Annotated in this window: 15 protein-coding genes; 8 read left to right on the top strand and 7 right to left on the bottom strand. The window is 59.6% G+C overall.

The genetic code is table 11. The features are described 5' to 3' along the window. Nucleotides 1-5 precede the first annotated feature (5 nt). Complete coding sequence (locus ACODSV_RS14120) at nt 6-1,943, bottom strand: RecQ family ATP-dependent DNA helicase (protein ID WP_150095368.1); 1,938 nt, start codon at nt 1,941-1,943, stop codon at nt 6-8. A gap of 285 nt (nt 1,944-2,228) precedes the next feature. Beyond that, complete coding sequence (locus ACODSV_RS14115) at nt 2,229-3,404, bottom strand: tetratricopeptide repeat protein (RefSeq protein WP_150055339.1); 1,176 nt, start codon at nt 3,402-3,404, stop codon at nt 2,229-2,231. Nucleotides 3,405-3,579: 175 nt separating this feature from the next. On the opposite strand from ACODSV_RS14115, the gene ACODSV_RS14110 reads away from it, so the two are divergent. The 4 genes from ACODSV_RS14110 (at nt 3,580) to ACODSV_RS14095 (ending at nt 6,452) form a co-directional block, all read left to right on the top strand. Further along, nucleotides 3,580-3,750, top strand: coding sequence for a YhfG family protein (locus tag ACODSV_RS14110; protein ID WP_003236014.1), 171 nt, complete (start codon nt 3,580-3,582; stop codon nt 3,748-3,750). Next, the gene (locus ACODSV_RS14105) at nt 3,750-4,349 is read left to right on the top strand and encodes a putative adenosine monophosphate-protein transferase Fic (protein ID WP_102625256.1); all 600 of its coding nucleotides are present in this window, start codon (nt 3,750-3,752) and stop codon (nt 4,347-4,349) included. Before ACODSV_RS14110 ends, ACODSV_RS14105 begins: the two co-directional genes overlap by 1 nt. A gap of 806 nt (nt 4,350-5,155) precedes the next feature. Further along, nucleotides 5,156-5,512 carry a DUF1493 family protein gene (locus ACODSV_RS14100; RefSeq protein ID WP_017848567.1) on the top strand — a complete coding sequence of 119 codons (357 nt, stop codon included), beginning with the start codon at nt 5,156-5,158 and terminating at the stop codon, nt 5,510-5,512. A gap of 88 nt (nt 5,513-5,600) precedes the next feature. Next, nucleotides 5,601-6,452, top strand: coding sequence for an EamA family transporter (locus ACODSV_RS14095; RefSeq protein ID WP_150055344.1), 852 nt, complete (start codon nt 5,601-5,603; stop codon nt 6,450-6,452). A 56-nt stretch (nt 6,453-6,508) separates the two neighbouring features. On the opposite strand, the gene ACODSV_RS14090 is transcribed toward ACODSV_RS14095, so the two are convergent. Both ACODSV_RS14090 and hslO read right to left on the bottom strand, forming a co-directional pair. Beyond that, nucleotides 6,509-8,050, bottom strand: coding sequence for a phosphoenolpyruvate carboxykinase (locus tag ACODSV_RS14090; protein WP_150095437.1), 1,542 nt, complete (start codon nt 8,048-8,050; stop codon nt 6,509-6,511). Nucleotides 8,051-8,229: 179 nt separating this feature from the next. Further along, the gene (gene hslO / locus ACODSV_RS14085; RefSeq protein WP_024072807.1) at nt 8,230-9,132 is read right to left on the bottom strand and encodes an Hsp33 family molecular chaperone HslO; all 903 of its coding nucleotides are present in this window, start codon (nt 9,130-9,132) and stop codon (nt 8,230-8,232) included. Nucleotides 9,133-9,258: 126 nt separating this feature from the next. On the opposite strand from hslO, the gene ACODSV_RS14080 reads away from it, so the two are divergent. Then, nucleotides 9,259-10,062 carry a phosphatase PAP2 family protein gene (locus tag ACODSV_RS14080; RefSeq protein WP_150055341.1) on the top strand — a complete coding sequence of 268 codons (804 nt, stop codon included), beginning with the start codon at nt 9,259-9,261 and terminating at the stop codon, nt 10,060-10,062. Between the two features lie 49 nt (nt 10,063-10,111). On the opposite strand, the gene ACODSV_RS14075 is transcribed toward ACODSV_RS14080, so the two are convergent. Beyond that, on the bottom strand, nt 10,112-10,519 hold the full coding sequence (locus ACODSV_RS14075; protein WP_024072805.1) for an RNA-binding S4 domain-containing protein: 408 nt from the start codon (nt 10,517-10,519) through the stop codon (nt 10,112-10,114). Between the two features lie 116 nt (nt 10,520-10,635). On the opposite strand from ACODSV_RS14075, the gene rimA reads away from it, so the two are divergent. From rimA to rimK, 3 genes are read left to right on the top strand one after another with little or no spacing between them, the layout of a single operon-like run. Then, on the top strand, nt 10,636-11,415 hold the full coding sequence (gene rimA, locus ACODSV_RS14070; protein WP_024072804.1) for a S6 modification regulatory phosphodiesterase RimA: 780 nt from the start codon (nt 10,636-10,638) through the stop codon (nt 11,413-11,415). 13 nt (nt 11,416-11,428) lie between these two features. Continuing rightward, nucleotides 11,429-11,911 carry a retropepsin-like aspartic endopeptidase RimB gene (gene rimB, locus ACODSV_RS14065; protein ID WP_024072803.1) on the top strand — a complete coding sequence of 161 codons (483 nt, stop codon included), beginning with the start codon at nt 11,429-11,431 and terminating at the stop codon, nt 11,909-11,911. Beyond that, on the top strand, nt 11,908-12,813 hold the full coding sequence (gene rimK, locus ACODSV_RS14060) for a 30S ribosomal protein S6--L-glutamate ligase (RefSeq protein ID WP_024072802.1): 906 nt from the start codon (nt 11,908-11,910) through the stop codon (nt 12,811-12,813). The genes rimB and rimK overlap by 4 nt, the downstream gene beginning before the upstream one ends. Before the next feature lie 91 nt (nt 12,814-12,904). Here the strand turns inward: rimK and ACODSV_RS14055 are convergent, their stop codons facing one another. Beyond that, nucleotides 12,905-14,218, bottom strand: coding sequence for an ATP-binding protein (locus ACODSV_RS14055; protein ID WP_150055342.1), 1,314 nt, complete (start codon nt 14,216-14,218; stop codon nt 12,905-12,907). A gap of 117 nt (nt 14,219-14,335) precedes the next feature. After that, nucleotides 14,336-15,076: an osmolarity response regulator transcription factor OmpR gene (gene ompR, locus ACODSV_RS14050; RefSeq protein ID WP_024072800.1), complete on the bottom strand. Its 741-nt coding sequence runs from the start codon at nt 15,074-15,076 to the stop codon at nt 14,336-14,338. Nucleotides 15,077-15,141 lie beyond the last annotated feature (65 nt).

The raw sequence follows: 15,141 nt of genomic DNA, 5'->3' as shown, positions 1-15,141 counted from the left end.
TGGGTTTACAGGTCATTCAAATGGGCTGCTGCCCATTCGCGCACTTCGGCGTAGGGGTAGTCTTCCAGCGCTGCAAACCCCGGAATGCCCCGTGCCTTCAACTTGGTGAACAACGGCACGCTGATACCGCCCAGGAAGCGCGTCAGCCGCTCCGCACCAGGCAAGTGACCGGTGTGCTCATGATGCCTGTGGATAAAATCACCGCACAGTCCCATGAAGTTTTTATCCACAAGCGGCGGCAGGCTCGGCGGCGCCGGCAAATGCGCGACATGACCGTGGCACACCGAACAATGCCCGCAACGCTGCGGCGCATTCTCATCACCAAAATACTGGGCGAGGCGTTGCCCCAGGCAATGATCGGTGGCAAACAGGTCGAGCATGGCGTGAATCCGTGCAACTTCTCCCACCTCGTGCTGCTTGAAGCCTGTGTATAACTCAGCACTCAGTGCCTGTGGATCAAAGTCGGTATTGAGCAGGCTATAGACCTCAGTCATCTGCTTGCTTTCCAGCTCGATCAGGCCCTGTTCCTGGAAGTAATCCAGCGCCTTCACCACCCGATTGCGCTCGGCATTGTGCTGTTGATACAGCGCGTCGAAATCCACCGTCGCCCAGGTTTTCGCACGTTTGCACACCTGGACGATCGCCGCGACAAACTGCTGGCGCTCGCCGGAAAAACGCGCCAGCAAGGCGTCGGGCTCTATCAGGTACTTGAAGCGGTACTCGGCATAAAACGCATAGCGCGGGGCGATCACGCCCTTGAGCTCCAGCTGGACCAGCAACGTCTTGAGCGGCAGCTCGCGGATGTTGCTGTGGTCCGACAGCGAACGCAGCAGGAACTCCCACTGCCCATCGCTGCGCACCGCCTGCAACTCTTCCAGTACACGGCGAATCCCTTCCTGCTCGGGCGTGTCGCCATACACAAAGTTCTCCAGCACATTGAGGCTGTCGCGGTTGGCCAGTACCAGGCAATCGGACGGCTGCCCATCGCGCCCCGCGCGGCCGATTTCCTGGCTGTAGTTTTCGATGGACTTGGGCAGGTCGAAGTGCACCACATTGCGAATGTCGCTCTTGTCGATCCCCATGCCAAACGCGATGGTGGCGACGATGCAATTGGAGCGCCCCCCCATGAAGCGCTGTTGGATGCCCTCGCGTTTATCGTGGGGCAAACCCGCGTGATACGCCTCGGCCTGGATGCCGTTGCGGTTCAGGTGCTCGGCAATCTGCTCGGCGGTTTTCTGCAAGGTGACGTAGACGATGCTCGGCTGGTTGGCGCGTTCGCCCATCCACTGCACCAACCGCCGACGCTTGTCTGCGCCCGCTACCGGCTCCACCAGCAGGTTGAGGTTGGGCCGGTAGAAGCCTGTGGTGACCACGTCGCCTGGGGCAATGGCGAACTTGGCCTGCATGTCGGCAATCACCTTGGGCGTGGCCGTGGCAGTCAACAGCAGCGTTTGTGGGATATTGAACTGGCGCTGGTAGTCCGGCAGCTTCAGATAGTCCGGACGAAAGTTGTGACCCCATTCGGAAATACAGTGCGCTTCGTCCACCACCAGCAACGAGATCGGCACGCTTTGCAGAAAGTTGCGAAAGCGCTCGTTCTTCAAACGCTCCACGGAAATCATCAGGATTTTCAACTCGCCCGAACGCGCACGCGCCATCACATCGTTGGCGTCATCGCGGCTCTGGGCCGAATCGATACTGCCGGCCGAAATGCCATGGCGTTGCAGGAACCCCAATTGGTCCTGCATCAGCGCCAGCAACGGCGACACTACCAACGTCAGGTGCGGGAGCAATACCGCCGACAGCTGGTAACACAGGGACTTTCCCGACCCGGTAGGGAAAATCGCCGCGGCCGAACGCCCGGCCAGTACGGCGCTGACGGTTTCTTCCTGGCCCGAACGAAACTGTGGATAACCAAAGACCTGCTGGAGGGTGTCGTGCATAGCTGTCACTCCATTGACCGCTGAAGGTGGCTCAAAAACATAGCCTGGGATATTCAGCGAATCGAGAAAGGTCGTGAGGAAAAAAGAGACAGGATGATACACAGGGTGCAGCCATGGCCTTGGGCCAAATGTGACAAGTTCGACTGTGTCTGTAGGAACGCTACAAACTAAATGTGGGAGGGGGCTTGCTCCCGATGGCAGTAGATCAGTCAGTTATGAGTAACCGATCCACCGCTATCGGGGGCAAGCCCCCTCCCACATTTTTAGAACTGCGCTACGGCTGGATCAGCGGTTTTGCACCCGCTCGATGGCCGTGTCATACACTGGATTGGCCTTCTGCTCCTTGGCCAACTGGTAATGACGCAACGCATCCGCGAACTGCCCCGCCGCTTCGTAGATCCGCGCGATGTTGTAGTAGGCACCGGCCCGCACGGTCGCGGCATTGGCGCCGCTCGCCAGGGCGATGGCCTTGCGGTTGGCCCAGATCGACTCGGCGGTGTTGCCGGCTTTCTGATACGCCAGGCCCAGGTTGCCGTAGGCTTTGCCGAAGCCGTTGTCCAGCTCGATGGCCTGACGGAACAGGTCGATGGCTTCATCCAGCTTGCCCGCCTGGTAGGCCGCCTCACCTTGCAGGTTCAGACGCTTCGCATCCGTTTGTGCGGAAGAGCTGACAGCCACGGCCGCGACCGCGACGCTGTCATCCAGCAACGGCTTGACTTCGTTGAGCACATCCTTGGCGTCCACATTCACACCGCTGAAGGTGTTGATGTCCTGGAAGTCACCGCTGCCCGTCATGCGGAACACGGTCCACAGGTTGCCACTGCGGTTTTTCGGCACGTAGTAGGTGCGCACCAGGGACTGGCCCATATACACGAACACCTTGGCTTCGCTGTTGGAGAGTTGGCGCGAACCCGGGTTGGCGATGTTGGTGAAGTCATGCACGGCATATACGTAGCTTTCGCCGTAGTGTTTTTTCTGCAGGGTGATGGTTTCCGGGCCGTAGCTGTCGACGTCATCCACGTCCAGCTCGGCATCGGTACCGTTCTGATTCTCGAAATAGATATTGTTGCCAGGGAAGATCATATGGGAGTCGAGGTCTTCCGGGGTCTTGCCCCAGGTCAGCACCACACGCAGGCCGTCGAGGTTTTCCATCACTGGGCTGATGGCGTAGGTCATGCCTTTGCACGGGCACTTCACCACCAGGTTGGAGTAGCCGGGCTTCTTGATGATCAACAGGTTGCTGGCATCATCAGCGGCTTCGCTGGTGAGGGTCACCTGGCCCTGGGCGTTGGTACGGCCTACCACGTTCTGCGCGCCGTTGCGTTGCAGCAACACTTCGGCGTCGGCGATTTTCTGATCCTTGACCACTGCGCTGAGCACCTCGATCGGCAACTGCTCGGCCTGGATCGAAAACGCCACTGCGCACAAAGACATCGCCGAAGCGACACGAAGCAAACCCATGCTTAACTCCCTTTAAGTAGTGGACGGAATCGTCCTACAAGATTTTGCGGTGAAACATACGCTGAATTCAGCACGCCGGCGGACTTTTTATACAAAATGTGACGTGGTTTTTATCCCGCCTGCCCGCTGACGCATTGCGCTACAATCAAACCTTGCTACCCAGGAGTACGCTGCGATGAGCGAACTGACGTTTGAGCAAAAACAGGATCACTATCACAAGATCCGCCGTTCCAATTACCTGGCCAGCCTGCGCCTGGAAGGGTTCGACACCCAACCCGCCGATGTCGACAAACCCCTGCCGACCCGTGAAGCTGTCCTCGCCAAGTACCGCAACACCCCACGCTGATGCTCGACAAATACGGGGTGGGCCAGGATCCGTACTGCTACCCCGGTAGCAGCGTCCTGCGCAACCGCCTCGATTTGCACGATGAAGCGCGCCTGCACCAGGCCGAGCGGGAATTATCCGAAATCGCCGTAGGCGGCCTCCCACTCTTCCCGCCGCCCTATGATCTTGAACGGCTGCAACACATCCATCGCACCCTGTTCGGTGACATCTACGACTGGGCCGGTGAACTGCGCAGCGTCAACATCCAGAAAGGCGACACCCTATTCTGCACCCCGGAACGCATCCCACCAGAAGCCGCGAAGATCATCCGGCAGATGGCCGAGGCAAACTGGTTTATCGGCGAGAGCCAAACCGAGTTGGTGAGCAAGGTCGCCGAGGCCTATGGCGACCTCAACGTCATCCACCCCTTCCGCGAGGGCAACGGCCGGGCGCAGCGGATTTTGTTTGAACAGATCATCGTGAACGCGGGATATTCGGTGAACTGGTGGCTGGTCAAGCACGCGGCATGGATACCGGCGAATATTGACGCGGTGGCGTGTGATTATCGGGGCTTGGAGGCGATTTTCGAGCGGTGTATCAGCAGGCCTACAGGGCAATGATCGTTCCACACACTCAGCATGGGAGCGCCGCCTGTGACGCTCTGCGTCCCGCCATCCGCGCACGGCTTGAACCCTCGGCAGGGGTGGATGCATTCCCACGCGGGAGCGCGGGAACGGTCTGATCAACGATGACGCGGTAAACCAGAAGAAACGCGGCAGCGTTGAGTTCTTCGCGAGCCGCTCGCACCTACAATTGAGCAGCTTGGCCTGTTGAAGCATTGCTAAGTCACCAGTGCCAGAAACGGTTGTAGGAAACCTCCAAACACCGCGACATCCTCTTCCCAAACTGCTTCAAATACCCGTTCAACCCTCTACAGAAGTTACCCGTAGCTGAATGAAAATAACGCCCTCTCAACTGTTTCGGCAGAAACCCGTGAACATCGAAAGGACTCAACACATCGGCCACTACGGGGTCATCTTCACCGTGATGCGCTTTGCAGAGGTGCCTGGCAATAGCCATGTCCTGGCCAGCCCTGAGCGATCACTCTCAACCTTCGTCCGACAATACCAAGGTGGGTGAAACGATGACCGAATACTCTTTTTGGATCATCCTCATCACCCTCGTCTTACTCGCCGTATTGCTCGACAGAAAGATGAAGCGCCCTGCCCTCAGAACGTGGCTTGGGTTCGCCCTGATAGTGACAAGCCCAACACTTCTGTTTGGCGCCACGCGCTGGGTAACCGAGCTACAATTCGACAGCATTCCGGTGCTCGCTTTTAGCTACGGCATTCGCTTGCTGGTCACTCGAAACAGTTACCGCCTCCAACGCAACCCTCCCCCTCACCCACTCCTGCGTGCCCCCACCATGAACCTCGCCCCCAACTTCCCCGAAGACCCCGTGATGCAACAACTCCTGCAACTGCTGCACGAAGAAATCGGCCTGCCGAAACACAAGACCATCCGCCTGCAAACCTCACTCAATTTCGACCTGGGCTGTGACGGCAGTGAAGCCAAGCAACTCATGGAAGCACTGGAGCAGGAATTTGCCCTCGACCTGGGCGACTACGACACTTATCGTTACTTCAACCCACCGGTCTTTGACGTGTTCCTCAAGCGTCGAGCCAAGGGGCGTGGCGAAAAGGTCCCGCTGACCATCGGCATGCTCTACCTGGCGATCAAAACCCACAGCTGGGATACGCAGACGCTGGAAAACCTGAGCTGAGCGACCGTCGACTCCAGGCACACCATTGGATCTGCGCTAACCTGGCGAGCCGCGCTCAAAACAACAAGGACCTTACATGGATGTAACAATGGGCCTGCTGGCCGCCCTGCTCTGGGGTGGCACAGACTTTCTCGTGGGCCTTAACGCCCGGGCCGTGGGCGTTAAACGCGCGGTGTACTTCGGCCAAGCCCTCGGCTTCCTGATCATGACCCTGCTGCTGGTGATCTTCCCGGCCTTGCTTCTCAAGGCCCTGAACGCCTCCCTGAGCACCTGGCTGCTGGGCATTGCTGCCGCGCTGTTCACCGTCTCCGGCGCCCTCGCCCTGTCCAAGGCTTTCGCCTTGGGCAAAGCCGCCATCGTCGCGCCGCTGGTGACGTCCTACGGCGTCGTCACTACCATGCTGTCCTGGGCGAGCGGCGAACACATCAGCCTGATCCAGCTCAGCTGCATTGTCCTGTGCGTCATCGGTGTAATCCTCTCCAGCATTCACAAGGACAACGGCGTCCCCCACAGCACGTCAAACCGCTCCATCGCCTACGCCATGCTCGCGGCGATGCTGTACGGCACCAGTTTCTGGTTGCAAGGCCGCTACACGCTACCGACGCTGGGAGCGATCACCATGCTCTGGCTCGGCTACCTGGTGGGCCTATGCGTGCTGGTGGTGATGGTGCTGAAGATCAAGGATGGCCTAAAGATCCCGCCGTTGAAAAACTGCGCGGCGCTGACCGGCGCGAGTGTGATGAACCTGGGTGGTTTCTCGGCGTTTTCGTGGGGGGCGATGGCAGGGTCGGTGTCAGTAGTGACGGTCATCAGTACGTTATCAGGCGGGATTGCGGCGATCCTGGGGTTTGTGTTTTTCAAGGAACGCTTGTCGGCGGTGCAGGTGCTGGGGGTTGTGCTGGTACTGGTCGGGGCCGTAGTCCTGCACCTTGCGCAATGATCAGCGCCCACAAAAAAGCCGCCCACTGGGGGCGGCTTTTTAACAGCGGCTGACTCTTACAACTTCGGACCCGCAGCCTTGATCGCATCACTCACTTCAAACTTCTTGAAGTTCTCGATGAACAGGCCGGCCAGCGCCTTCGCTGCCTCGTCGTAAGCCGCCTTGTCAGCCCAGGTGTTACGTGGGTTCAACAGGCCAGTCTCAACACCCGGTACAGCCAACGGCACGTCCAGGTTGATGGTGTCGAGGTGCTCGGTTTCAACGCCGATCAGCGCGCCGCTCTGGATCGCTGCGATCACGCCGCGAGTGGTCGGGATGTTGAAGCGCTTGCCGACGCCGTAGCCGCCGCCGGTCCAGCCGGTGTTGACCAGGTAGACCTTGGAACCGAAGCCGCGGATGCGTTTGATCAGCAGCTCAGCGTACTCACCGGCAGGGCGTGGGAAGAACGGCGCGCCAAAGCAGGTGGAGAAGGTCGACTTGATGCCGCTGCCGGAACCCATTTCGGTCGAGCCCACCAGTGCGGTGTAGCCGGACAGGAAGTGGTAGGCCGCTTGTTCTTCGCTGAGGATGGACACTGGCGGCAGTACGCCGGTCAGGTCGCAGGTCAGGAAGATCACCGCGTTAGGCTCGCCACCAAGGTTCTTCTCGGAACGCTTGGCCACGTGCTCAAGCGGGTAGGCCGCGCGGCTGTTCTGGGTCAGGCTGACATCGGAGTAGTCGGCGTGCCCGGCCTCGTCGATGACGACGTTTTCCAGCACGGCGCCATGCTTGATGGCTTTCCAGATAACCGGCTCGTTCTTCTCGGACAGGTCGATGCACTTGGCATAGCAACCGCCTTCGATGTTGAACACCACGCCTTCGCCCCAGCCGTGCTCGTCGTCACCGATCAGGTAACGGCTTTCGTCGGCGGACAGGGTGGTCTTGCCGGTGCCGGACAGGCCGAAGAACAGGGTCACGTCGCCTGCTTCGCCAATGTTGGCGGCGCAGTGCATCGGCAAAACGTCGGCAGCCGGCAGCAGGAAGTTCTGTACCGAGAACATGGCTTTTTTCATCTCACCGGCGTAGCGCATGCCGGCGATCAGCACTTTTTTCTGGGCGAAATTGAGGATCACGCAACCGTCGGAGTTGGTGCCGTCACGCTCTGGCACGCATTCGAAGTTGGCCACGTTGAGCACTTGCCACTCGTCACGGCCGGCCGGGTTGTACTTGGCCGGGTTGATGAACAGGCAACGACCGAACAGGTTCTGCCAGGCAGTCTGGGTGGTCATCTTCACGGCCAGGTAGTGGTCTTCGGAAGCCCCTACATGCACGTGGGAAACGAAATGCTCTTGCGCGTTGTTGAACGCCTCGACACGCGCCCACAGGGCGTCGAACTTGTCGGCCGGGAACTTGCGGTTGATCGGGCCCCAGGCAATGGCGTCCTGGGTGGAAGGCTCTTCAACGATGAAACGGTCGACTGGCGAACGGCCGGTACGGTGACCGGTTTCTACGACCAGCGCGCCAGTATCGGCAAGCACGCCTTCACCGCGCTGCAGGGCTTCTTTGACCAGATCGTCAACACTCAGATCGGTGTATATGGCGTTATTGGCTTGCGTCATGAGGTTCCCCGTCGGCCTATGGCCGAGTGCTCCAAACGTTTTGTAGTAGAAAGTTGCGCACTACTACCGCGAAAAAAGTGGGCCGGATTATGCCAGAAAAGCCCAAAAAAAGTAGGGCCCTCCCGTCAGAACAGCGCTAATCCGGCATTTGTCAGGTGATTTACCTGTACTTAAACGTTTTAGTGGCGGGTATCGGAAGGGGTATCAATGCCCGCCCCGGCGAACAATTGAGCCACATCGGCAGCATCGAACAGGTAGCGCTCGTTGCAGAACTGGCAATCGATCTCGATATTTCCACCGTGCTCCACCACCAATGCCTGCGCGTCTTCCAGGCCCAGGCTGACCAGCGCATTGGCCGAACGCTCGCGCGAGCAGCTGCAATTGAAGCGCAGGGACTGCGCATCGAACAGGCGTACAGCCTCTTCGTGGTAGAGGCGATGCAGGATGGTTTCGTTATCCAGGGCCAGCAGCTCTTCCGCGGTGAGGGTGCCCGCCAGGGCGGTCAGCTTGCGCCAGCTGTCCGTGCGCTCATCGTCGTCCTTGATGCGGTCGGCCGGCAATTGTTGCAACAACAGGCCACGGGCACACATGCCGTCGGCGTTGAGCCAGAACTTGGTGCCGACTTGCTGGGACATCACGAAATAGTTGGTGAAGCAATCCGACAGGGTTTCGCCGTCGAGGTCGACGATGCCCTGGTAGCGCTGGCCTTCGGTGGGGTCAACGGTGATTGCCAGCACGCCGTTGGCCATCAGGTCGGACAGGGTCGCGTCCGGGGCGATCAAGTCGGCGTCGTAACGGGCCAGGCCACGGATTTCCCGCTCGCTGGAACATTCGATCATCAGCATCGGAACAGGGCCTTCGGACCGCGCCTGAAGAATCAGCAAACCATCGAATTTCATGGTGCCTACCAGCAGCGATGCCGCCGCCATCAACTCACCGAGCAGTTGCGCGACCGGCTCCGGATAGGGGTGCTTGGCAAGGACTTCGGCATAGCTGCGCTCCAGCGAGACCAGTTCGCCGCGGGCGTCGATCTCGTCGAAGATGAAGCGTTGGGTGAAGTCGGTATCCGGTAAATCAGTCATAGGTCTGGGTATCTGAATTGATGACAAATTGATGACAAGGTTTATAAAATTAAACGCTTTAGCACCAAATTGGTGCGGTTTTCTCCTGGCAACAGAGAGCTTATATAGAGCGAAGAGGGACAGTTTATGAACAATCCGGGTTTGTTCCAAGCCAAGTGGAACCTCCGGCGATGGGCTCTTTGCAATCTACTCGCTATCGGACTGCTGGTTTTTTGGCTGTGGCCCACGGGCCAGATGCTGTGTGTGATTTTCGACGAGTGGCTGTTTCACCTGCTCAATGACCCGCTGGCGACCAGCCCGACCTGGCTGCACACGTGGGCCGTAGCCAGTCTGCGGCCGTTTGATGCGGTGGTCGGGGTTATCTTGCTGACGTTGCTGATTCGCGGTGACTGGGTATTCAAGGCCGCGCAGGTGCGCCAGGCGACGTTAGGATTTGTCGGCATTCTGCTGCTGTTGCTGTTCATCCGCATGCTGTTTTCCAAACTCGCGGCACAGATGGGCTGGCAACACAGCAGCCCGTCGATGGTCATCAGCGGCGCCATTCAAATGAGCGACTTGTTCCCTGGCCTGGAGAAGACCTGGGAGCTGAAAGACCGTTCGAGCCAGAGCTTCCCGGGGGACCATGCTTCGGTGTTGCTGATCTGGGGGATGTTCATGACCGTGTTCGCCAGGCGGGTTGGCCAGGTACTGGTGATCTGGGGCCTGGCGCTGTTGTTCATGATGCCGCGCCTGGTGGCGGGGGCGCACTGGGGCCAGGACGATTACATCGGCGGCGTGCTGCTGGCGTTGCTGGCGCTGGGGTGGGGGTATTACACGCCGTTTGCGGCGAAGGTGTCGGGCGCTTTGCTACACGTGACGGCGCCGCTGTTCGGCCTGTTTCAGCGAGTGCCGCTGATCGGTCGACTCAGTGTCGTAAGGGCAACGCATTAGCCTGCGGCGAGCGGGCTTGCCGCAACAAGCCCGCCACCGTTCGACAAGGTTAATCATCATTGCCACTGCCGCGAAACTTGAACAGGTCGCGGCGCTGCTTCTTGCTCGGCTTGCCATCGGTGGTCATGCCGGTGGCACCCGCCTTGCGCATGGCCGCCGCATTTTCGCGCTTGGCGATGCTGGCTTCCGTTTCGACATACAGCGCTTGCGCTTCGGGTGCACCACGGCGAACGGTGGAAAGGGCCTGGACCACGACGGTCTTTTCTTCAAAACCTATACGAACCTGCAACTCATCGCCGATCCGCGGCTCCTTGCCCGGTTTGCAGCGCTCGCCGCGATGATGCACCTTGCCGCTCTCAATAGCGGCCTTGGCCAGGGCACGCGTTTTAAAGAAACGCGCCGCCCACAACCACTTGTCCAGACGGACTTTTTCTTCCTCTTCCTGCTTTTGAGCCACTTGAATTCCTCGCTCTGAAAAATGTCGCAACTTTACCGTTGAAACCCTTCGACGCATAAACCCCCAGGCTCACCTAAGATACGCCAGGTAGTAACTTGTTTACGCGAGGATATCCTGTGACCGAATTCCCGACTTCACTCACCTCGCCTGATCAACGCTGCGTGGGGTGCCAGCAAAGCGAACCCCTGGGCTTTGATTTCGCTTTCGCCTACCAGCCTATCGTAGACCTGCGTGACCATTCGATCTTTGCCCACGAGGCCCTGGTGCGCGGCACCCATGGCGAAGGGGCGCTGTCAGTGCTGGAGCAGATCAACGATAGCAACCGTTACCGTTTCGACCAGCGCTGCCGCACCCTGGCGATTGCCGGTGCCGCGGCACTGGGCATGCAAACCCGACTGTCCATCAACTTCATGCCCAATGCCGTCTATCGGCCCGAGCTGTGCATTCGCAGCACCCTGGAGGCAGCCCGGGCACATAACTTTCCACTGAACCAGCTGATTTTCGAGACACTGGAAAGCGAGCATGTAGATAACTATCGCCATTTGACCAATATTCTGCGTGAATACCGCGAATTCGGCTTCATGACCGCCATCGACGATTTCGGCGCGGGCTATTCGGGGCTGAATCTGCTGGCTGATTTCCAACCTGACCTGATCAAACTCGACATGGCGCTGATTCGCGATGTCGACCAGGATCGTGTCCGGCAGGTCATCGTCCAGGGGATTGTCACAATCTGTGAGCAGTTGGGGGTTACTGTCATCGCCGAAGGCATCGAAAGTGCCGGGGAGCGTGACTTCCTGTCCGACTGCGGAATATTTCTGATGCAGGGATACTGGTTCGCCAAACCCGCATTCAAAGCCCTGGCCGAGGTTACACCGAAGGCTTGGGCGAATTGACCGGTTACCCATATTGAAGACATTTGACCATTTGACCGTTGTGGGTCTGCGTGAGTGGGTAGCACTTCCCGACCTGGGAGTGGCTGGCCTGCGCGCCAAGATCGACACCGGTGCCAGCACCTCAAGCCTGCACGCCACCGACATCGAGCCTTTTGAGCGTGACGGTGAGAAGTGGGTGCGCTTTACCGCGCACCTGGGCAGCGTTGTACAACTGCGCCACCGCCGCTGCGAAGCGCCCCTGGTGACGATGAAAACCATCAAGAGCTCTAACGGCCATGCGCAAGTGCGCTACGTGATCAGCACCACCTTGGCATTGGGTGATCGGGTGTGGCGAGTTGAGTTCACCCTGGCCTGCCGCAAGGCCATGCGTTACCGCCTGCTGCTGGGCTCCAAGGCGCTGATTGACGGCCACCTGGTGGTCAATCCCGGCGTCAAGTACGTTCAAGACAAGCCGGTGTTCCCGGTCTCTACAATTTCTACCCCAGGTGCTGCATGAAGATTGCTGTGCTGTCGCGAAACCCGCGTCTGTATTCCACCCGCCGCCTGGTCGAGGCCGGCACCGAGCGTGGCCATGAAATGGTGGTAATCGACACGTTGCGTGCCTACATGAACATTGCCAGCCACAAGCCGCAGATTCACTACCGCGGCAAGCCGCTGGAGGGATTCGATGCGGTGATCCCACGTATTGGAGCCTCGGTAACGTTCTATGGCTGCGCCGTGTTGCGCCAGTTTGAAATGATGGGGGTGTACCCGCTCAATGAATCGGTCGCCATCGCGCGCTCGCGGGACAAGCTGCGTTCCCTGCAACTGCTTTCGCGTCGCGGGATCGGCCTGCCGGTCACCGGGTTTGCCCACTCCCCCGACGATATCCCCGACCTGATCGAAATGGTCAACGGTGCACCGCTGGTGATCAAGGTGCTCGAAGGTACCCAGGGTATCGGTGTGGTGCTGTGCGAAACCGCGACGGCGGCCGAGTCGGTGATCGAGGCCTTCATGGGCCTCAAGCAGAACATCATGGTGCAGGAGTACATCAAGGAAGCCGGCGGTGCGGATATCCGCTGCTTCGTGGTGGGCGACAAGGTGATTGCAGCAATGAAGCGCCAGGCCAAGCCGGGTGAGTTCCGCTCCAACCTGCACCGGGGCGGCAGCGCCAGCCTGATCAAGATCACCCCGGAAGAGCGCATGACCGCGCTACGGGCGGCCAAGGTCATGGGGTTGAGCGTGGCGGGCGTGGATATCTTGCGCTCCAATCACGGGCCGCTGGTGATGGAGGTGAACTCATCGCCGGGCCTGGAAGGGATCGAGACCACCACCGGCAAGGATGTGGCGGGGATCATCATTCAGCACTTGGAGAAGAGTGGCGGGCCGAATATGACCAGGACCAAAGGCAAGGGCTAGCACCACCGCCCCGGACACAACCTATAACCCAATGCGGGAGGGGCGGTGCGACAGCGCACCGCCCCTCCCCTATTTTGCTCTGGGTTGTTTGCTAGACAGCGTCCCTGGGCAACATCAGCCCCAGCGGCAAGCGCACCCGCGCCTCCAGACCGCCGCCCTCACGGTTACGCAGTTCGACGTTACCGCCATGCATCGACGCAATCCGCCGCACAATCGCCAAGCCTAAACCGGTGCCCTTGCCACCCCGGGCACGGTCGCCACGGGTGAAGGGGTTGAAGATGCCTTCCAGCTCCGCAGGGTCGATACCCGCCCCTCGGTCCATCACGCTCAGCACCACATAAGGCGCTGCGCTGTCGCCGGACACATAGGCCGCTACTTCCACATCGGAACCGGCGTGGTGCAAGGCGTTTCCGATCAGGTTGTTCAACAGGCGCTTCATGGAAACCCGACGCAACGCAAACGGCTGGATCGGCTCCAGACGCATACGCACCTGTTCGCCATTCTGGTTGTAGGGCGCCACCACCTCGCGCACCAGGTCGGTGAGGTCGACTTCTTCCACGACTTCATCACGGCCATCGCGGATAAACGCCAGGAACTGGTCGAGAATCGCGTCCATATCCTCGATATCGCGCACCATGTCATCGGTCAGGTCGGTATGGTTGCCCATCAGCTCCAGGGACAAGCGCAATCGCGTCAACGGCGTACGCAAGTCATGGGACACCCCCGCCAGCATGAGCTCGCGTTCGCGCCCGGCTTGTTCGACGTCCTCCGCCATCTGGTTGAACGCGCCATACACCTCGGTCATCTCGCTGGGGGTATCGCTGACCGGCAGGCGCACGCTGCGCCCCTGTCCCAACTGGCGGGCGGCAAATACCAGGCGTTTAAGAGGCTGGTTGAGCTGGCGCACAAAGATCCACGCGGACGCCGTCGAGAGCAGGCCGATGGCCAGGAACCAGCCCAACACGTTCCAGATCTTCTGTCCCCGCAGCGGGTGCGGGTACAGCGGTACTTTCAACCAGTCTTCACCCAGGCTCGGCGCGCGCACCCACAACGCTGGAGAAACGTGCATACGCAACCGAACCTCGGTGTCTTCACCCAGCTCCGCCCGCATCTGGCGCTGGTAGATTTCACTGTAGGGCCAATGCTGTTCTCCCTCCGGCACACCCGCGCCGACAACGCGTACCAGCGTGGCCGCCTTGGCGATCTTCTCGCGGTTCTCGGGATCGGCGGCCCAATAGGCACGCAATGTCAGTGCAACGCCGTGGCTGTATTGTCGATCCACCAGCACGTCCTCGTTCATCAATAGATAAACCAGCGTCAGTGCCTTGGAGAACAGAACGACGATCAGCACCAGCCAAAGGGTGCGGGAGAAAAAACTTTGGGGGAACCACAGCGGGGTTTTCATAGAAGACAGCTAGACACCTTGCAGGAACGAGCAGCGCTCGCAGAATTGCAGACGCCGGGTATCCCGTCGACCCTCATCGGGCCAATCGCCAGGATACCCGCCCCTGCAAATCATTGGTCACTTGGTTGCGGTGCCATCCGGCACGAACACGTAACCCACACCCCATACCGTCTGGATATACCGCGGCTTGGATGGGTCCGGCTCGATCATCCGGCGCAGACGGGAAATCTGCACGTCGATGGAGCGTTCCAGGGCATCCCACTCGCGGCCACGGGCCAGGTTCATCAGCTTGTCGCGGGTCAGCGGCTGGCGCGCGTTCATCACCAGGGCCTTGAGCACGGCGAATTCACCGGTAGTCAGCATGTGAACTTCGTCACCACGCTTGAGTTCACGAGTGGCCAGGGACAGCTCGTAGTCGCCAAAGGTGACGCTTTCGTCTTCACTGCCCGGAGCACCCGGTACCGAAGGTGCCTGGCGACGCAATACGGCCTTGACCCGCAGCATCAACTCGTCAGGGTTGAACGGTTTGGCCAGATAGTCATCGGCGCCCAGTTCCAGGCCCTTGATGCGGCTCAGCTCATCACCCTTGGCAGTCAGCATGATGATGGGAATCTGGTTGTTTGCGCTGCGCAGGCGTTTGCAGGCGGTGAGGCCGTCTTCGCCAGGCAACATCAGGTCGAGTACGACCAGGTTGAACACTTCACGCCCCAGCAGGCGGTCCATCTGCTCGGTATTCGGTACCGCCCGGGCACGATAGCCCTTGGAGTTGAAAAAGCGCTCCAGCAGGCTGCTCAGCCCCGGATCGTCGTCAACGATGAGAATTTTTTCGCCTTCAGCAGTTTGTGCAGTGCTGCTCATTGGATGCTCCTCTTATCTCGGCGCGCATTATGGCGTAGCTGCCGTTATACGCACCGTGTGCATTG

Source organism: Pseudomonas sp. FG86 (assembly GCF_057808775.1).
This window is presented reverse-complemented; position numbering and strand designations above follow the sequence as displayed.